Annotated in this window: 16 protein-coding genes and 2 tRNA genes; 6 read left to right on the forward strand and 12 right to left on the reverse strand. The window is 70.5% G+C overall.

What is annotated here, in order from left to right:
- Window positions 1-31 precede the first annotated feature (31 nt).
- Both ACFYL6_RS07830 and ACFYL6_RS07835 read left to right on the forward strand, forming a co-directional pair.
- Window positions 32-724: a hemerythrin domain-containing protein gene (locus ACFYL6_RS07830; protein ID WP_387168937.1), complete on the forward strand. Its 693-nt coding sequence runs from the start codon at window positions 32-34 to the stop codon at window positions 722-724.
- A 184-nt stretch (window positions 725-908) separates the two neighbouring features.
- On the forward strand, window positions 909-1,352 hold the full coding sequence (locus ACFYL6_RS07835; RefSeq protein WP_387168940.1) for an SDR family oxidoreductase: 444 nt from the start codon (window positions 909-911) through the stop codon (window positions 1,350-1,352).
- A 109-nt stretch (window positions 1,353-1,461) separates the two neighbouring features.
- On the opposite strand, the gene ACFYL6_RS07840 is transcribed toward ACFYL6_RS07835, so the two are convergent.
- The 7 genes from ACFYL6_RS07840 to ACFYL6_RS07870 all read right to left on the reverse strand — a co-directional run bounded on the left by ACFYL6_RS07840 (window position 1,462) and on the right by ACFYL6_RS07870 (window position 8,770).
- Complete coding sequence (locus tag ACFYL6_RS07840) at window positions 1,462-2,319, reverse strand: alpha/beta fold hydrolase (protein WP_387168943.1); 858 nt, start codon at window positions 2,317-2,319, stop codon at window positions 1,462-1,464.
- A 342-nt stretch (window positions 2,320-2,661) separates the two neighbouring features.
- Window positions 2,662-2,735, reverse strand: a tRNA-Met gene (locus ACFYL6_RS07845).
- Window positions 2,736-2,893: 158 nt separating this feature from the next.
- Window positions 2,894-2,967 (reverse strand) — tRNA-Met (locus ACFYL6_RS07850).
- A gap of 88 nt (window positions 2,968-3,055) precedes the next feature.
- Entirely contained in the window at window positions 3,056-3,985 is a 930-nt protein-coding gene (locus ACFYL6_RS07855; protein WP_387168946.1) for a hypothetical protein, read from the reverse strand.
- On the reverse strand, window positions 3,975-4,484 hold the full coding sequence (locus ACFYL6_RS07860; protein WP_387168949.1) for a SigE family RNA polymerase sigma factor: 510 nt from the start codon (window positions 4,482-4,484) through the stop codon (window positions 3,975-3,977). Before ACFYL6_RS07860 ends, ACFYL6_RS07855 begins: the two co-directional genes overlap by 11 nt.
- A 191-nt stretch (window positions 4,485-4,675) precedes the next feature.
- Complete coding sequence (locus ACFYL6_RS07865; RefSeq protein ID WP_387168952.1) at window positions 4,676-7,660, reverse strand: UPF0182 family protein; 2,985 nt, start codon at window positions 7,658-7,660, stop codon at window positions 4,676-4,678.
- 96 nt (window positions 7,661-7,756) lie between these two features.
- A complete protein-coding gene (locus ACFYL6_RS07870) occupies window positions 7,757-8,770 on the reverse strand; it encodes a PDZ domain-containing protein (protein WP_387168954.1) in 1,014 nt (337 codons plus the stop codon).
- 184 nt (window positions 8,771-8,954) lie between these two features.
- On the opposite strand from ACFYL6_RS07870, the gene ACFYL6_RS07875 reads away from it, so the two are divergent.
- Window positions 8,955-10,202, forward strand: coding sequence for a zinc-dependent metalloprotease (locus ACFYL6_RS07875; RefSeq protein WP_387169520.1), 1,248 nt, complete (start codon window positions 8,955-8,957; stop codon window positions 10,200-10,202).
- A gap of 184 nt (window positions 10,203-10,386) precedes the next feature.
- Here the strand turns inward: ACFYL6_RS07875 and ACFYL6_RS07880 are convergent, their stop codons facing one another.
- Together ACFYL6_RS07880 and ACFYL6_RS07885 are read right to left on the reverse strand one after the other, a co-directional pair.
- A complete protein-coding gene (locus ACFYL6_RS07880) occupies window positions 10,387-10,995 on the reverse strand; it encodes a hypothetical protein (RefSeq protein WP_387168956.1) in 609 nt (202 codons plus the stop codon).
- A 216-nt stretch (window positions 10,996-11,211) separates the two neighbouring features.
- Window positions 11,212-11,742 (reverse strand): M48 family metallopeptidase, encoded by a 531-nt coding sequence (locus ACFYL6_RS07885; RefSeq protein WP_387168959.1) that lies wholly within the window; start codon window positions 11,740-11,742, stop codon window positions 11,212-11,214.
- A 513-nt stretch (window positions 11,743-12,255) separates the two neighbouring features.
- Here ACFYL6_RS07885 and ACFYL6_RS07890 point away from each other — a divergent pair.
- The 3 genes from ACFYL6_RS07890 (at window position 12,256) to ACFYL6_RS07900 (ending at window position 15,104) form a co-directional block, all read left to right on the forward strand.
- Complete coding sequence (locus ACFYL6_RS07890; RefSeq protein ID WP_167457767.1) at window positions 12,256-12,426, forward strand: DUF5679 domain-containing protein; 171 nt, start codon at window positions 12,256-12,258, stop codon at window positions 12,424-12,426.
- Between the two features lie 222 nt (window positions 12,427-12,648).
- Window positions 12,649-13,761: a TOMM precursor leader peptide-binding protein gene (locus tag ACFYL6_RS07895; protein WP_387168962.1), complete on the forward strand. Its 1,113-nt coding sequence runs from the start codon at window positions 12,649-12,651 to the stop codon at window positions 13,759-13,761.
- The gene (locus ACFYL6_RS07900; RefSeq protein ID WP_387168965.1) at window positions 13,758-15,104 is read left to right on the forward strand and encodes an ABC1 kinase family protein; all 1,347 of its coding nucleotides are present in this window, start codon (window positions 13,758-13,760) and stop codon (window positions 15,102-15,104) included. The genes ACFYL6_RS07895 and ACFYL6_RS07900 overlap by 4 nt, the downstream gene beginning before the upstream one ends.
- Window positions 15,105-15,443: 339 nt before the next feature.
- Here ACFYL6_RS07900 and ACFYL6_RS07905 read toward each other — a convergent pair whose 3' ends face one another.
- The 3 genes from ACFYL6_RS07905 to ACFYL6_RS07915 form a co-directional block, all read right to left on the reverse strand.
- Window positions 15,444-15,809: a WhiB family transcriptional regulator gene (locus ACFYL6_RS07905; protein ID WP_030490434.1), complete on the reverse strand. Its 366-nt coding sequence runs from the start codon at window positions 15,807-15,809 to the stop codon at window positions 15,444-15,446.
- Between the two features lie 130 nt (window positions 15,810-15,939).
- On the reverse strand, window positions 15,940-16,155 hold the full coding sequence (locus ACFYL6_RS07910) for a hypothetical protein (RefSeq protein WP_387169522.1): 216 nt from the start codon (window positions 16,153-16,155) through the stop codon (window positions 15,940-15,942).
- 154 nt (window positions 16,156-16,309) lie between these two features.
- A complete protein-coding gene (locus tag ACFYL6_RS07915) occupies window positions 16,310-18,475 on the reverse strand; it encodes an ATP-dependent DNA helicase UvrD2 (RefSeq protein WP_387168968.1) in 2,166 nt (721 codons plus the stop codon).
- Between the last annotated feature and the right edge of the window lie 44 nt (window positions 18,476-18,519).

An 18,519-nucleotide genomic window follows, 5' to 3' on the forward strand; every position in this document is an offset into this window, starting at 1 on the left:
AATTACCCCAGACGACTCTACAGGAGATGTGATGACATCCGTTGACGAACCGCTTGCGGATACCCGCGATATGTTGATGGCCCACACCATGTTCCGACGGGAGTTCTCTCTGCTGCCGGGACTGGTCCGCGGTGTCGCAGCTGGCGACAACGCACGGTCACAGATCATTGCCGAACACATCGAACTCGTGGAAAACACGTTGCATCACCACCACACGAGCGAAGACAAGCACCTGTGGCCGAGATTGCTCGAACGCGGCTCCGCGGAGATCGCGCCGGTCGTCCACGTGATGGAGGATCAGCACCAGGCCATCGCCGACCTCATCGACGAGGTGAAAGCGACGCTGCCAACCTGGCGCGACAGCGCCGCCCCCGAATCCGGGGAGGTCCTGGCCAACGCTCTCGACCGAATGGTTCCGCTTCTCGTCGAGCACCTGAACCTCGAGGAGGAGCGGGTGCTTCCGCTCGTTGAGAAGTACGTCACCGCAGCGGAGTGGGGCGGCATGGTGAACGAGGGTGCGAGCGCCGCTCCCCCGGAGAGCCTTCCCCTGATGTTTGGCTTGATGGCCTACGAGGGAGATCCCGAGGTCATTCAAGAAATTGTCTCTCACATGCCGCCGGAGGTCCGTCCGGTTATCGAGGAGTTGGCTGCGCAGGCGTTCGCATCCTACTCCGAGCGCGTCCACGGCACCGCCACGCCACCCCGTGTCGGCGGCAGGGCTTAGCCACTTCCCGGTTCACCCGCCGTCGCAATGAGGCGACGTAGGAGAACCGTAGTCGGTCGGCGCCCGCGAGAGGCGGGCGCCGACCGAAAGATCGCCCCCGCTCGGCCCGCGCACGTATGAATCGCACAGGAAGCGCATCTTCGGCATTCCGAAGCACTACTGACACCGAATCCAGAAAGACGACATGGAAAGCCACGGAATCATGAACGAGCTCGCCGGCAAGCGGGCGCTGGTCACCGAAGGTACGTACGGTATCGGTGCGGGGATCGCCCAGCGCCTGATCGACGGGGGCGCCAGCGTCGTCATCGCGGCCCGCTCGGAGAGCCCGTCCGCTCCGGCGAGGGCGAAGTTCGTCGGCGGCGACGTCACCTCGGTGGCGGGCGCGCAGGCCAGGGTCAACACGGTGACCCCGGGTCTGGTCGAGTCGCCCGGATCTGACCCGCTGCGGCAAAAGGTTGCGGCGGCGGCCGGTTTCGATCCCGCGATGATGATCAGAGGCATCCCGCTCGGACGCGCCGGGCAGCCGGCCGACATCGGTGAGGCAGTGGCGTTTCTGGTCTCCGCTCGAGCCGCGTACGTCACCGGGGTGGACCTGGTCGTCGACGGCGGGCTGAACCCGGCGGTCTAGCGGACGTGCGCGTCGGATTCTTCGGCGCAACCGCGGAACTCACCGATCAGATCGAGCGGCGAGACTCCCAGGTCGCGTAGCTGCGGCCGATTTTCCGAGCGGTGAAGGGTCAGCGTGGTGACTCGGACCCGACCGTCGCGTATCCGCCGTCCCACCAGCTCGTGACGAGCGCCGCGAACCGGTCCGCGTCGTCCTCCCAGGTGAAGTGCCCCGCATCGAGGTAGTCGAGCTTGCTGTTGGGCAGCCGCTGATGGAGAAACTCGGCGTTTACCGGTGGCACGGCCGAATCGTGTTCGCCGGCGATGATCTGGACCGGCGTCTGCACCTTCGGCAGGAGATCACGGAGGATCGGCAGGTCGGTCGGGTAGGCGCGGGCGTAGCGCATCGACTCGACGAAACGGTCGCCCTCGTAGGCTGACAGGTAGTCCTCACGGACGGAGTCAGGCAGAACGTACCGCTCGATGCTGCCCAACGTGCTGGCCACGATCTGTCGTGGGTCCAGGCTGCGGTAGCTGTCGAGGTCCGGGGCTTCGACCCAGTCCTTCAGCGCCCCGCCCAACTGGATCGGGACCGCCGCGCCCCCACTTCCGACGACAAGGCTACGTAACCTGCCCGGATGCTGGGCGGCGGCGAACAGCGCGGCACCGGTGCCAACGTCAGGCCCGACGACGTGGGGGTTGTCGAGTCCGAAGCTGTCGGCGGCGCGAATGACGAACTCGCCCATCGTCCGAGGGGACATCAGCTCGTCGCGACGCTCGGAATGGCCGAACCCCGGCAGGTCGATTGCCACCAGGTGCGCGTGTTCCGCGAGCCGGGTCCAGATCGGTTCGAAGGCGAAAAGGCTCTCCGGCCACGGGTTGAGCAGCAGCGCGTGCTCGGTTCGGTCCTCACTCTCGGCAAAACGGATATTCAGTCCGTCAATGTTCCGGAACTGCGTACGGATGGTCTGGCTGGCCGAGCGAGTCACCGTGTCGCTCCTCCCTGCTGGCCGCGCCGGCGCTCCTCCGCGGTCTGGTCGTCAAAACGACCGTACCAACGGGCCCGGGTCATGGCCGCGGATCGCCCTTTTCGGGTCGATGGACCCGGCCACCAAGGTGCCGCTGACCGTGGCGGACAAGGGATACGTCTCCGCCGAGTTGGACTGGTGGCTGGTTCGACATCCAACCGATGACCGACACGGCGATGATCGACAGTCTGCTATCCCGTGTCGCCTGGTGGTCTTTCGTCTGCCCGGACTGTGCCCGGAATAGAGACCAAAAGCCCGCCCCCTGAAAATCGGGGACGGGCTTTTGGTCTGGTGTTTCTGTTGTAGCGGGGACAGGATTTGAACCTGCGACCTCTGGGTTATGAGCCCAGCGAGCTACCGAGCTGCTCCACCCCGCGTCGACTGGTTAAGACTAACCCACCCGTTCCGAGCGATGATCAGCGGGGTCGCCGTCACCGCCCCGGGCGGGCGCAGCCGGCGTGGTCGAGCCGGCGGGGAAATGTCGAAGGCCCGCCCCGGTGCTCCCGGGACGGGCCTCCAACTGGTGTTTCTCTCGTAGCGGGGACAGGATTTGAACCTGCGACCTCTGGGTTATGAGCCCAGCGAGCTACCGAGCTGCTCCACCCCGCGTCGGTTCGCTAACCGTAGCGCACCGACCCGGGGCACCGCAAAGCGACTCCGATACCGCCGACACGGACCCCTCTGACCTGGGCCGTTGTCAGTCGAGCCAGTTCTCGATCGCCGCGACCGCCCGCCGACTGTCGGCGTCGACCTGGGACCGGACGGCCGCCGTGTGCTCCCAACCCTGCTCCCAGAGCACCGTCACCACGTCGCCGATCCGGACCACCCGCACCAGCCGCACCTCGTCCGTTCCCGGCTCGCCCATCCCGTCCGGCATCGGGGCCCGCATCTCGAACAGCACCGACTCGTCCCCGTACGCCCCCGGGGTCAGCAGTCGCTGTCGCCACGTCCTGCTGTCGTCGGGCAGCCTCTGGTCGGGGCAGCCGCGCACGGCCTGCCGCAGCTCGCGCAGGGCGTCGTCGGCGCGGCCCGCCCGGTAGATGGTGATGGTGTGCCGGTAGCTGCCGTCCGGCACGTGCCCCGCCGGCGTCTCCGCCAACTTGTACGCCAGGTACCGGCCGCGGCGCTGCACCATGGCCGAGTCGCTGGACAGGCGCGTTCCGCACAGCGTCGGCAGTGCCGGGCCCTCCCCCGATGATTCCAACCCGGTCCGATTCGGGGTCGCCAGCACGAAGAAGGCGCGGTCCGGGATCGAGGTGGGCGGCCGGGGCGCCGCCGGGCCGGTGGCCGGCTGCGACGGCGTACCGCTCGGGGTGGTCCGCGACGGCGACGACGAGGGCGCCGGGGGCGGCGTAGGTGACGGCGGAGAGGTCGCGGTCGCCCCGGTCGGCACCGGGCCAGGTGTGTCGGCGGGTGGTGGCAGCGGCGCGGAGCCGTCCGCCGGGTACGCCAGTCGGCCACCGACGGCTACCCCGCCCACGAGCAGCGCCACCGCGAGCGTCGAGCCGGCGATCCGGGCTCGGGCCCGCCGGTCGGCGAACCGCCGAAGCGACTCGGGATGGGTCAGCTCGTGGCCGTCCGCGACGGTGCTGAGCGACCGGTACAGGTCAGAGAGTTCAACTGACATCGTTCGCCTCCAACTCCACGGCGCTGAGGTCGGGCAGCAGCGCGGCCAGCCGGGACCGGCCTCGGGACAGCCAGGACTTCACGGTGCCGACCGGGACGTCGGTCTCCCGGGCGATCTCCTCGACGGACATGTCGAAGAGGTAGTGCAGGGCCAGCGCCTGTCGGTGCGTGGCGGGCAGTTGCCGGAGCGCTCCGACCAGGAGCACCCCGTCCTCGCTCGGCGGGGGCGCCACCGCCGGTGGTCCGCTCCGGCTCAGCACCACCCGCCAACGGTGCAGACGCCGCCAGCGGTCGGTGGCCAACCGGGCCACCACGAGCCGCAGCCACGCCTCCGGCGCGGGATGCGACGACAGTCGCCCCCACTGCCGCCAGGCCCGGGTGTACGCCTCCTGCACCAGATCCTGCGCCTCGCTGTGGTCGCCAGCGACCGCATAGCCGTACCGCACCATCCGCCGCGCGGTGCTGCGGTAGAAGTCATCGAAGCTCTGCGCGTCCCGCACGGCTGACCCCCCTCGTTCCCACCCCGTCGCAAGGAGGACGGCGGACCGGCGTCGCAGGTTGCGGGGCTGGACGCCGCTGTCGCTGACGTGACAGACGCGCACAGATCAGGACAACGGCGGAGCCCCCGCCGTTCGGACCTGGAGTGGTCCGGACGACGGGGGCTCGGCGAGGAACTCCCTGCGGTGTCGGGTCAGCCGCCGGCGCTCGGGCTGCCACTCGGCGTACCGGCGGCCTGTTGCGCCTGCTGGAACGCGGTGAGCGCCTCGTCGAGGGCCTTCAGCGCGCGCCCGTACCGCTCGAAGTCGCCGGACGTCTGCGCGGCCCGGACCTCGGTGATCGCGGTCTGCACCCGGTCCGCGGCGGCAGCCAGGTCACCGGTCGGCGGTGGGGTGCCGGGGCTCGGGGTCACCGTCGGCGCCGGGGTCGCCGTCCCCGACGGCGTTGGCGTCGGCGTCGTCGGGTTGCCCCCGGTCGTCGGAGGCGGCGACGTGCCCTGCCCGGCCTTCTTACCCTGCTCGACCAACTGCTTGATGCCGTCGTTGATGTTGTCGGCGAGCGCCACGAACGAGCCACCGTCACCGTACGAGAGCAGCACCTTCTGCAGCAGCGGGTACGCGTCCTGCTGGTTGCTCTTCACGTAGACCGGCTCGACGTAGAGCATCCCGTCGGCGAAGGGCAACGAGAGCAGGTTGCCGTACTGCACCTGCGCCTGGTTGCTGGAGAGCAGGTTGAGCTGCTGGCGGATGTTGGCGTTGTTGGTCATCTGCTGGTGCACCTGCACCGGGCCGGAGATCCGGGTCTGGTCCGGCAGCTCCAGCACCTCCAGGCGGGGCTTCCCCTCGACGTACGACCCGGAGATCAGCGCGGCGAGGTTCTGCCGGCCGTTCGGGGTGACCGCCGAGGTGAGCTGGAACCGTGGGCTCTCCTGCCCCGGGAACTGGGTGAAGAGGTAGTACGGAGGCTGCTTCTGGCCGCTGTCCGGCGCGTCCGGCACGTTGGGCACCTGCCAGAAGTCCTGTGCCGAGTAGAAGTCGCCCGGGTTGGTCACGTGGAACTTGGTGAGCAGGTTGCGCTGCACCTTGAACATGTCCGCCGGGTACCGCAGGTGCTCGGTCAGCTCGACCGGGATCTCCGCCTTCGGCAGCACCAGGTCACCGCCGAACGCCTTGTTCCACGCCTTGAGCACCGGGTCGGTGTCGTCGTACTCGTAGAGCTTCACCGTGCCGTCGTACGCGTCGACGGTGGCCTTCACCGAGTTGCGCATGTAGTTGACGTCTTCCCGGGCCAGCTGGAAGGTGCCCCGGTTGGTCAGCTCGTCGGTGGTCTCGGTCTGCAGGTTGACCTTCTCCGCGTACGGGTAGGAGGCCGCCGTGGTGTAGCCGTCCACGATCCACTGCACCCGACCGTCGACCACCGCCGGGTACGGGTCGCCGTCCAGGGTGAGGAACGGCGCGACCTTCTCCACCCGGTCACGCGGGTTGCGCACGTAGAGCAGCTTGGAGTCCTTGTTGACCGCCTCGGAGAGCAGGAAGTTCGACTCCTGCTCCTTGATGGCGTACAGCAGCCGCCGGGTGAAGGAGCCGATCTCCACGCCGCCCTCACCGGTGTAGGTGTAGGACTCGCCACCACCCTCACCGACCGGCCGGTCGAACTCGGCCTTCTTGTTCGGGTCGGACTGCCCGACGATGGCGTAGTCGTCGGCGGCCATCCGCTCGCCGTAGTAGATGCGCGGCTGCTTGGCCGGGATCTGCTCGGTCTGCGAGGAGCACGCCTCCTGGGTCTTCTCGCCCAGGAAGCCGGAGACGAAGAACGGCTGCCCGCCGCAGACCACCTGGTTGGCCGGGGCGGCCACCAGCCCGTACCCGTGGGTGTAGACGGTGTGCCGGTTGATCCAGGTGTTCTGCTGGTCGGTCAGCTCGCCGTAGTTGATCTCCCGGACACCGACGACGTAGTCGGAGACCTTGCCGTTCACCCCGTACCTGTCGATGTCCAGCTTCGGACCGAAGTCGTAGAAGCCACGCACCTGCTGGAGCTGGGTGTACGTCTCGCTGACCAGTTGCGGGTCGAGCAGCCGCACGTTGGACACCACCGAGGTGTCGGTGGCCAGGTTCGCCGGTGGCGTGAGGTTGTTCGCCGCGTACGGGGTCGTCTCGGTGGCCCCCAACCCGAACGCCGCCCGCGTCGCGTCGATGCTGCGCTGGATGTACGGCGCTTCCTTGTCCTTGGCGCTCGGCTTGACCTCGAAGGTCTGCACCGCCCACGGGTAGATGCCGCCGATGGCCACCGCGGACACGCCGAGCAGCGCCAGCGAGATCCCCGGCCAGACCAGGTTCCGCATCCAGGCGTTGGAGAACACGAGGATCGCGATCGCCACCACGATGGAGATGTAGGCGAGGATCTCCTTCGCCGGCAGCAACGCGTTGACGTCGGCGTAGCCGGCGCCGTACAACTTGGCGCCCTCGTTGTACTCCAGCAGCATGGCCCGCCGGTCCAACACGTACGCGATCGCCTTCAACAGCACGAAGACCGCGACCAGGGTGCTCAGGTGCGCGCGGGCCGCGTTGCTCATCCGGTCACCGACGCCCTGCAGGCGGACACCGCCGAAGAGGTAGTGCACCGCCAGAGCGCCGACCACGGCCAGCACCACCGCGGTGAAGGCGACCCCGAGCAGGTAACGCCAGAACGGCAGTTGGAAGACGTAGAAGCCGATGTCGACCCCGAACTCCGGGTCCTTGATGCCGAAGTCACCGCCGTTGCGGAAGAGCAGCCACTGGTTCCACCGGTTCTGCGCGGAGAGACCGGCGAAGAGCCCGACCACCGCGGCGGTCAGCGAGATCCAGGTGCCGAGACGCGGGCTGAGCACCATCCGGTAGCGCTCCAGGGTGGCCTGCTCCACCGAGTGCGGCCGCAGTCGCGGGCGCAACCGGTAGGCCAGCCACAGGTTGCCGCCGACGATCACCGCCATGCCGAGGCCGATGGCGAGGAAGAGCACCAGGCGGGTGAGCAGGACGCCGGTGAAGACCTCGGTGTAGCGGACCTCGTCGAACCAGAGCCAGTCGGTCCACGCCTGGACACCCCAGCCGAGCAGGGTGAAGAGCACGAACACCCCGACCAGGACAGCGATGGTGACGCGCCCGCGCCGGCTCATCCTCGGAAGGGGGCTGCTGCTACGCATGACCACTGTTGGCTCCGCACGCTCGATATGATCGGCTCCGACCAGGCACCCAGAGTACGGGGTGTTCCTGAGCGTGTCGGGGCACGGTCACACCGGTCAGCAACGCGTCGGCTGACCGCCCGCGCGCAACGTCTCCAGTGCGGTCATCGCCTCGTCCAACGAGCCCACCCGCAACAGCGGCAGGTCGGGCTGCGGGTTGCGGACCGCCTCCGCGCAGTTGTCCGCCGGCACCAGGAAGACCTTGGCCCCGGCGCGCTTGGCGCCGACAAGTTTCTGGGCGATCCCGCCGATCGGGCCGACCGCGCCCTCGTCGTCGATGGTCCCGGTGCCGGCGATGACCTGGCCGCCGGTGAGGTCGGCCGGGGTCAGCTTGTCCACGATCCCCAGGGCGAACATCAGGCCGGCGCTCGGCCCACCGATGTCCCCCAGGTCAATGCCGAGCGTGAACGGGTGCGGCTGCTGCTGATCGATCTCGACGCCGATCCGCGGTCGGCCGTCCTGCTCCTGACTGGTCACCGTCGCGGTGGCCGGCACGCCGTCCCGGGTGTAGCCGATGGTCAGCGCCGTGCCCGCCGGCTTGGCGCGGACCAGCTCGGTGACCTTCGCGGCCACCGGCACCGGCTGACCGTCGACCGAGGTGATCAGATCGCCGGCCTTCAGCGCCCCGGCCGCCGGGCCGTCCCCGGCCACCGTCTTGATCACGACCTGCACCGGGAAGCCCAACTCCCGCAGGGCGGCGGTCTCCGCGCTGGTCTGCGACGCCTTGAAGTCCTCCGCGTTGCGCTGCTCGACCTGCTCGGTCGACTCCCCCGGCGGGTAGACCAGCTCGCGCGGCACCACCGCCTCGTCGTCGGAGAACCAGCCCGCGATCGCCCCCCGCAACCGCACCGTGGGCTGCACCCCCACCGTGGTCAGCCGCAGCTGGCCGGCCGAGGTCGAGGTCTCCCGACCGGAGACCTGGATGACCTCCTTACCGTCGGTGGTACCGAGGGTGTTGACCGTCGGCCCCGGGCCCAGCACCACGTACGGAATCGGCACCCGGAGCACCCCGATGCTCAGCAGGGCGGTGAACAGGGCACCGAGCAGGACCGTCAGGCCACGACGTCTCATGCCGCAGAGCGTACCGACCGGTCGCGGCCCATCCGTCGGATGCGCCGCGCGACTTCGCCCTCAGCGCAACGCCAGCGGCGGCGACCTGGGGCGCGGTCCGCGTACCGTAGATGTCGTGCCTGATATTCCGTTCGGTTTCGCGCTCCCGGGTGGGCAGCCACCAGACCCCAACGATCCCGCGCAGATGCAGCAGTTCATGTCGCAGTTGCAGCACCTGCTCTCCGCGCCGGGCAGCGGGCCGGTCAACTGGGACCTGGCCCGGCAGGTAGCCGCCAGCCAGCTCTCGGCCGCCGGTGACCCGGCGGTGTCGATGTACGAACGCAACGCGGTCGAGGAGGCGCTGCGCCTCGCCGACCTGTGGTTGGAGCCCGCCTCGGCGTGGCCCTCCGGCATCCAGAACCCGGTTGCGTGGAACCGCAACGAGTGGATCTTCAAGACGCTGGACGTGTGGCGCAAGCTGTGCGACCCCGTCGCCAGCCGGATGGTCGGCGCGATGGGCGACCTGGTGCCACCGGAGGCTCGCGCCCAGCTCGGCCCGATGCAGTCGATGGTGGCCTCCCTCGGCGGCGCGCTCTTCGGCGGCCAACTGGGCCAGGCCCTCGGTTCGCTCGCCGCGGAGGTGCTCTCCGCGGGCGACATCGGGCTGCCGCTCGGCCCGGCCGGCACGGCCGCGCTGATCCCGGCCAACATCCGGGCGTACGGCGAGGGCCTGGAGCTGCCCGAGGACGAGGTCCGCCTCTACGTGGCGCTGCGCGAGGCCGCCCACCAGCGGCTGTTCCAGCACGTCCCGTGGCTGCGTGGGCATGTGCTCAGCGCTGTCGAGATGTACGCCTCGGGCATCCGGGTCAACCGGGAGGCGATCGAGGAGGCGATGGGCCGGGTCGACCCGACCGACCCCGAGTCGATGCAGGCGATCGCCCTGGAGGGCATCTTCACCCCGGAGGACACCCCGGCGCAGAAGGCCTCACTGGCCCGCCTGGAGACCGCACTCGCCCTGGTCGAGGGCTGGGTGTGCCACGTCGTGGACAGCGCCGCCAGCGACCGGCTGCCCAACGTCGTCCGGTTGGGTGAGGCGTTCCGCCGTCGCCGGGCCGCCGGCGGTCCCGCCGAGCAGACCTTCGCCGCGCTTGTCGGTCTGGAACTGCGCCCCCGTCGGCTGCGCGAGGCCGCGGCGCTCTGGGCCGCGCTCACCCAGCACCGTGGCATCGAAGGCCGCGACGCCGTCTGGGGCCACCCGGACCTGCTCCCGTCGGACGACGACTTCGCCGACCCGGTCGCGTTCGCCATGAACGACATGGACCTCAGCGAGCTGGACAGCTTCGACTTCACCGCCCCCGGCGGGGTGGAGGAGAAGGCCCCCGGGCAGCCCGGCGAGTCGGGCCAGTCCGGTCAGTCCGACGAGACCGACGGCGAGGGCGACGCCAAGTCCTGACGCCTAACGACGGCCCGCGCCCGGGTGCCCGCTTGATCGACAGCGGGCACCCGGGCGCGTTCGCAGGTCCCCGGTCAGCGAGGCCGGCTGCCGGCAGCTCCGCTGGTCGCCCAGGTTCCAAGCCGGCGGGGCAGCCGTGCCAGCGGGCAATGGCTCGGGTCTCGTCGGCAGGCAGGCTGACGGTTCAAGCGGGTCGGCCCGACCCGGAGAGCAGGGCGCGGGTTGCTTCCCAACCCTCGAAGGCTGGGTCCAGCGTGGCCAGGTCAGCCGGGCCGCGCAGTCGTCGCCAGCCGGCGGTGACCGCCACGTCACCCGGTCGCGGGGCGTTCGCGCGCGCCTCAGCCGGCGTCGCCGTGTCCAGCTCCAGCGTCGGTAGCCAGCCCGGCGCGGGCAGTCGTACCGCGACCCCGAGCAGACCCGGCCCGCCGCCCTCGACCGGAGCCACCGCGACCGGTCGGCTGGTGAGTGGGCGGAGCAGCTTGCCGACGGTCAGTGCGGGCAGGTCAGGCACGTCACTGACCAGCACGGCCGCCTGGTCGTACCCCTCCAACGCGGCGAACACGGCGTTCGGCGTCGGCTCGGCCACCTCGTACACCGCCGTGCCGGGCCACACCAGCGCATCGGCCAGCGCCCGGTCGGCCGGGGTCACCGCGACCGCGACCTCCACCTCGTTGAGCGTGGCGAGCAGGTCGATGACGTCTTCCGCGAGGGCCGCTCGCCACTCCGCCAGGTCAACGCCCGGCGGCGACCAGTGCACCGGCCCGAGCATCGCCACCACCACCCGTCGCGCCATCCCCCGACCCTAGCGCCCCAGCGCGGCCGCCCCACCCCACCGGGCCCATCCGACCCGCCCATCCAACCCGGCCCATTCGGCCCGCCCTGGACGCCCTGGCCGGGGCTGGCCGGGGCTGGCCAGCATGATCGACTCGGTTTCATTGAAGTCGCGGTGTTCCGGCGGCCTCGACAGCGCGGTATTCAGAAACGCGAGTGGATCTAGGCCGCTCGCGCCTCAGACGGCGCTCGGCGCGCAGGAGGCGGCGGCTACTCCTTCGAGGTAGCCGCGGGCGCGCTCCGCCTTGGGGTAGCGACCGACCAATGCCCAGAACCGGGCGTTGTGGCTGGGCACGATGAGGTGCGCCAGTTCGTGGAGCAGCACGTAGTCGATCACCCAATCGGGCATCTCCTGGACGCGGTGCGAGATGCGGATGCTGCGGTCCGCCGGCGTGCAGGAGCCCCACCGGCCGTTCTGGTTGGTGACCCATCGGACGCTGGCCGGCACCGCCTTCGTGGCGTACCCGGCGAGGTAGAGGTCGATGAGCCGGTTGGCGCGGGCAAGCAGTTCGGCGTCGGAGCGGGCGAGGCGCCCCTCCCGGGCGGCGAGCCGGGCGAGCATCCGGTCGACCCACTCGCTCTCCTCGGCGCGGGAGAACTGGTCGGGGATGAGGACGACCACTCGCTCACCGTCACGGTACGCGGACACCGTGCGTCGTCGACGCTGGCTGCGCCGCACCTCGACGACCGGCTTGCGCGTCCCCGCCATCACTGGCCCGCGCAGCCTCGACTACGTGTCACGAAGGAAAGCTAATGCGTACTGACCAGGGGTCCGCAAGAGTCAACCGCACGACACGCGCCCAGAAAATGGTGATTGGTCGCCAGGCGTCCCGAAAATTTCTTGAACGCAGCACCATCGCGCCATCTCGTCACCCTTCGTGAACCCCGATGGCGCCGGTACGCGGCACTCCCCCACCGTAGGTGATCACGGCTCCGGATGCCGCTGCGGGGGCACTCGCACGGGTGGCTGTCAGGGTTTGGTCGGCGTGTCCCCGCCAAACTGACTTATCCGACCTATTTCGCCATGCACACTCTCGACGTCGACTTGCTCACAGTGTCGATGCACAGCTGACATGGAACTGCCCAGACCTGGGTAGGGTCCGCGGACCAGCGGTCACGAAGGTGGCCGCGGAGTGAGACCCAGCGCCGGCGCCCCGTGTGGCCCGCCGCCGGGTACCCCGCCGGAACGGCATTGACCGGCGGACGAGACGAGGAGGGCACCGTGGCCGACCAGGCCCAGACGACCTACAACGGTTACTGCGTGAAGTGCAAGGAGAAGCGGGACTTCGAGGGACACGTCGAGGTCTCGAAGACCGGAATGAACATGGCCAAGGGCAAGTGCCCGGTATGCGGAACAACAGTGAACCGCATCCTGGGCAAGGCCAAGGTCTGACCCGAACGGGTGAACGGGGGTGGGGTGGCCGGTGGCCACCCCACCCCCGTTGCCGATCGGGAGTTCGGTGCCACCGGCGTCAGTAGCCCTGTCAGGTGACCGACAACAGGCACGGCGGGCTGTGGAAAACCCGTCAAACCCTGTGGATAGCGCTGAACAGCGGCCTGGCCACCTGTGGACAATGATCGACCGAACGCGAAGACGCGGTCACAATTCGTGACCATGAGCCGCACCGTACTGCCCCGCCCAACCCTGCTGCCCGGCCTCAACCGGCTCTGGCGGGACCGGCACACCCTCCAACTCGGCGTCGGCCCCGGGCCGGCCGTCCTGCTGGAGCTGGCCAACCCGCGCGCCGCCCACCTGCTCGACCTGCTCGACGGCACCCGCAGCGAGCGCGTCGTGCTGGCCCAGGCGACGACCGCCCAGGTCAGCGCCGACGACGCGCGTACCCTGCTCGACACCCTGCGGGCCGCCGGCCTGCTGGTGCCCGCGCACAGCCTGCTCCCCCGCGACCTGACCGGCCCGGTCCGTGCCCGGCTCGCGGCGGAGGCCGGCGCGCTGGCCCTGGCCGCCGCCCGACTGCCCGGCACGCCCGCGCAGGTCCTGCGTCGACGACGGGCGGCCCGAGTCCTGCTCACCGGTGCCGGGGCGCTCGGCGGGCCGCTGACGGTGGCGTTGGCCCAGTCCGGCGTGGGGCAGGTGATTCCGCAGCTCACCGGCCCGGTACGCCCCGTCGACCTGATCGGCACGGGCATCCCCGCCACCGAACTGGGTCGCCCGCTGGCACCGGCGGTGCGGGCTGCGGTCGACCGCGTCGCACCGGGCACCGGCACCCACCCGAGCCGCGCCGGGCGGATCGACCTGGTGATCCAGCTCGGCACGGACCGGCCTCCCGCGCTGCTCGCCGCCGGTCTCGCCCAGCGTCGGCAGCCGCACCTGCTGGTCACGCTCCGCGAGGGCGTACCGGTGATCGGGCCGTTGGTCCGCCCACCCGCCGGGCCCTGCCTGCACTGCGTCGAGCTGCACCGGGCCGACCGCGACCCGGATTGGCCGCGGCTCGCCGCGCAGCTCGCCGCCGCCGACCCGGTGGCCGCCGGAACGACCGGTACGCTGCTCGTCGCCTGCGGGTACGCGCTGGCCGAGGCCCTGACGCAGCTGGACGGCGGTCAGCCGGAGACGCTGGGCGGCGCCATGGAGATCACCGGTGCCGGCCGTTTCCGTCGTCGGGGATGGCCGCCACACCCGGCGTGTGGGTGCTCGCGAGGCCGAGTGTCCGCACCAGCCCGGCCGCAGAGCAGCAGCGGGGCCCTCCGGTCGGTAACAATGACCGGGTGACCGACATCCCGCGCCGCGCCGTGTCCCGCACCGCCAAGCTCGCCGCCCTGCCGCTCGGCTTCGCCGGCCGGACCGTTCTCGGGATGGGTAAGCGCGTCACCGGGCTGGCCTCCGACGTGATCTCCGCGGAGATTCAGCAGCGCACCGCCGAGCAGCTGTTCAGCGTGTTGGGCCAGCTCAAGGGCGGGGCGATGAAGTTCGGCCAGGCGCTGTCGGTCTTCGAGGCGGCGTTGCCGGAGGAGATCGCCGCGCCCTACCGGCAGGCGCTGACGAAGCTGCAGGAGGCGGCGCCACCGCTGCCGGTCGCCAGCGTGCACAAGGTGCTGGCCGAGCAGCTCGGCCCCGACTGGCGGGACCTGTTCGTCGAGTTCAACGACGTCCCGGCCGCCGCCGCGAGCATCGGCCAGGTGCACCGGGCACGCTGGCGCGAGCCAGGCTTCGACGAGTCGGGCGCTCCGCACAGCCGCGACGTGGCGGTCAAGATCCAGTATCCGGGGGCCGGCGACGCCCTGCTCGCCGACCTCAAGCAGCTCTCCCGACTGGGCGGAATGTTCCGGGCCATCCAACCCGGCCTGGACGTCAAGCCGCTCCTGGCCGAGCTGCGCGAACGGATCACCGAGGAGTTGGACTACGAGTTGGAGGCCGAGTCGCAGCGCACCTTCGCGGCCGCGTACGCCGACGACCCGGAGATCTACATCCCGGAGGTGGTCAACGCCTCGCCCCGGGTGCTGGTCACCGAATGGGTGACGGGCACCCCGCTGGCCGACATCATCCGCGAGGGCACCGAGGAGGACCGGGACGAGGCGGGCCGGTTGATGGCCACCCTGCACCTCTCCGCGCCGCAGCGGGCCGGGCTGCTGCACGCCGACCCGCACCCGGGAAACTTCCGGCTGCTGCCCGACGGCCGGCTCGGGGTGATCGACTTCGGTGCGGTGGCCCGGATGCCGGAGGGCACCCCGGAGCCGATCGGCCGTATCGCCGCGATGGCCCTGCGCGGCGACGCCGACGAGGTCGTGGCGGGGCTGCGGTCGGAGGGGTTCATCGGCTCGACCGAGGAGATCGACGCCGAGGGAGTGCTCGACTTCATCCGCCCCATGCTGGAGCCCATCGCGGCGGACGGCTTCCGGTTCACCCGGGCCTGGCTACGGGGCGAGGCGGGTCGACTGGCCAGCCCTCGCTCCCCCACGTACCAGCTGAGCAAGCGGCTCAACCTACCGCCGTCGTACCTGCTGATCCACCGGGTGACGCTCGGGTCGATCGGGGTGCTCTGCCAGTTGGAGGCGAAGGCTCCCTACCGCAGCATCCTGGAGCGCTGGCTGCCCGGCTTCGCCCCGGTCGCCTGACGACATCGAGGCGGTCGCCGCACGACGTCGAGGCCCGGGTGCCTGACCACATGGGGAAGGGCGGGTGCCGGTCGGCACCCGCCCTTCTGCGTGGGGTGGTACTAGAGAACGCCCAGGTCGCGGGCCGCCTGGTTGCGGCCGGTCATGGCGACGGTACGGGCGGATCGGGTTGCCTCAGTGCTCGTGGTGGTACGACCGGCCTGAGGCCGGCGCATTCGAGCCCGGGTCAACGCTTCGTGGAGTAGTTGCATCTCGAAGGCTCCACTCGGAACGTTCAACATCGTTTTCTCACTCACTGCCGGTGTGCCACCGGCGTAGTTGGTACGGGTCGGGAACATGTCAGGCTGCCAGCCGGACCGCGCCGCGCACCTCGGACAGCCCACTGGCTGCCAGGCGCGCCTCGGCCTCGACCCGAAGCTCAGCGTCACGGGCGACGTCCTCCTTACGCGGACGGCCACGGGGCCGCTTACGCGGGACAACCGCGCCACGCTCGAAGATCTCGCCGCCCCAGACGCCCCACGGCTCCGCTCGCTCAACGGCTCCGGCCAGGCACTCGACGCGCAGCGGGCAGTCCCCGCAGAGCGACTTGGCCAGCTCGAGCTCGGTGGGCGAGTCGGAGAACCACAGGTCGGGGTCGAACTTCCGGCAGGGCAGGTTCGCCTCCATCTCGACGCTCATGTCGAGGGGGGCCAACGCCAGACTCATCTCCCGGTCACCTCTCTCTCACTTCGATCTCGTGGATCGCATTCCGACGTACTTACGGCGGGCAAAAAACTGAGGCCGCGGATCCCGGTAAGCGGGTTCCGCGGCCTCGAGGTGAGCCGGAGTCTGAGGGTCAGACCGGTTTACCTCGAGGTGGAACGCCGCGGACATCCATGCGCTTCTTGGCGACCTGGATGCCATTGCCCGTGAAGCCACTGGTCCCCTCGACTCCAGCGGGCGCGACGGTCAGGATCAGCTCGGCCTGAACCTGGTGCACCTGTGGAACCGACGGTCGTGCAGCCGCGAGGGCCACCCGGACAGCCGACAGCGGAGCGTGGACAGACGGCATCGCCGTCAGACGCTCATAGGTGAAGATCTTCACGGGTGCCACCTCCCTCACGTTCCTCGAATCGACTGGACCGACCCCGTGAGCAGCCGGAATGGCGCCGCTCGCGTGGTGTGTCCTGAGGCTATTCCTCGCGCCGGGGCGAGGGCAAACGAATTTACGACGAGATTTCGAAAGTTTTCTCCGGGCAGACATCGTCCACCCCGGCACCCGCCACGAGGGCCAGCACCGACTCCCCGTAGAGGCCCAGCTTCCGAGGGCCGATACCGGCGATGGCGATCAGCTCCTCCGACCGGCCCGGCCGCCGCTCGGCCAACGCGACAAGCGTCGCGTCGGTGAAGACCACGTACGCCGGGACCTTCTGCGCACCGGCCACCCGCTGCCGCCACTCACGCAGCCGTTCGTGCAGCTCATCGTCGATGTCGGACGGGCAGGTGGGGCAGCGGCCGAGCTTGCGGTCCGGGCCGGCGAGCAGGGTGGCGCCGCAGATCCGGCAGGACACGATCTGGGTTCGCCGCCGCTCGGGACGCCGGGCCGGACCGGCGCTGCCGGTCGCCCGTTCGGTGCCGCCGGAGCGGTCCAGTTGGGGCAGGAACCGCGACGGCCGCCGGGCCCGTCCGCCCGGCGAGCGCGCGGCGGCGTACGACAGCCAGAGCCACTCCCGGGCGCGGGTGATCCCGACGTAGAGCAGCCGGCGCTCCTCCTCGACCTGCTCGACGGTCTTGGCGTACGTGGTGGGCAGGGTGCCCTCGGCGAGGCCGACCAGGAAGACCGCGTCCCACTCCAACCCCTTGGCCGAGTGCAGGGACGCCAGCGTCACGCCGTCCACCGTCGGCACGTGCTGTTGGGCGGCCCGGCGCGCCAACTCCTCGGTGAAGTCGGTGAGGGTGACCGGGCGCTCCACCGAGGCGGCCTCGCCGATCGGCACGACCTCGGGGGTGGCCGCGTACTCCTCGGAGAGCTGGACCAGCGCGGACAGCGCCTCCCACCGCTCGCGGGCGGCGCCACCGGCCGGGGGCGCGTCCGGGGCCCAGCCGACGGCGGTGAGCGCCTCGACGACGGCGGCCGGCAGCGGTGTCTCCCCCGGGATCGAGCGGGTGGCGGCCCGCAGCGCGACCATCGCCTGGCGCACCTCGGTCCGTTCGAAGAACCGCTCCGCGCCCTGCACGACGTACGGCACACCGGCCTCGGTGAGCGCCTTCTCGTACGCCTCGGACTGCGCGTTGACGCGGAACAGCACGGCGATCTCCTTCGCCGGTGTGCCCGCGTCGATCAGCGAACGGCAGCGCGCGGCCACCCCGTTCGCCTCGGCCGGCTCGTCGGTGAAGATCCGTAGGTCCGGCTCGGGGCCGGGCGGGCGCTGCCCGCTCAACTCCAGCCGCAGGCGCGCCTCGGTGCCCCGCGCCTGGGAGATCACCGCGTTGGCCAGCCCGACCACCTGCGGGGTGGAGCGGTAGTCGCGGACCAGCCGGACCACTGTGGCGTTGCGGTGTCGGCGGGGGAAGTCGACCAGGTACGCGGAGGTCGCCCCGGTGAACGAGTAGATCGTCTGGCTGGCGTCCCCGACCACGGTCAGGTCGTCGCGGCCGGCCAACCAGGCCTCCAGCAGCCGCTGCTGGAGCGGGTTGACGTCCTGGTACTCGTCGACCACGAAGTGCCGGTACTGGGTGCGGATCTGCTCGCCGACGTCCGGGTGCTCCTCGATGCCCCACACCGCGGCCCGCAGCATGTCCTCGAAGTCGATTACACCGTTCGAGCGCTTGAGCTGCTCGTACGCGGTGAACACGTCGGCCACCTTGGTCGGCTCGTGCGGTGTGTCGCGCAGCGCTCGGGCCGCGGCCACCACGTAGTCAGTCGGCTCGACAAGTGACGACTTCGCCCACTCGATCTCGCCGGCCAGGTCGCGGGCGGCGGCCCGGTCGGTACGCAGGCCGACCCGGGCGGCGGCGAGGGTGACCAGTCGCACCTTGCTGTCCAGCAGTTCGGGCATGGCGCGGCCGGCCAGCAGCCGGGGCGCGAAGTACCGCACCTGACGCAGCGCGGCCGCGTGAAATGTCCGCGCCTGCACGCCGCCCACCCCGAGGACGGTGAGCCGGCTTCGCATCTCGGCGGCGGCGCGGGCGGTGAAGGTGACCGCGAGCACGTGCCGGGGGGATATCTCGCCGGAGAGCGCCCGGTGGGCGATCCGGGACGTGATCGCCCGGGTCTTGCCGGTGCCGGCGCCGGCCAGGATGCAGACCGGGCCGGCAGGTGCGGTCACGGCGGAGCGTTGCTCCGGGTCCAGCCCGGCGAGCACCTGTTCCGACGCTGAGTGAACCACCACAACCAGGAATCATCTCAGCTCGTCCCAGCGTTGTAGCGAACAGC

This window comes from Micromonospora sp. NPDC007208 (genome assembly GCF_042869175.1).
In the GTDB taxonomy this organism is placed as follows: domain Bacteria; phylum Actinomycetota; class Actinomycetes; order Mycobacteriales; family Micromonosporaceae; genus Micromonospora; species Micromonospora foliorum.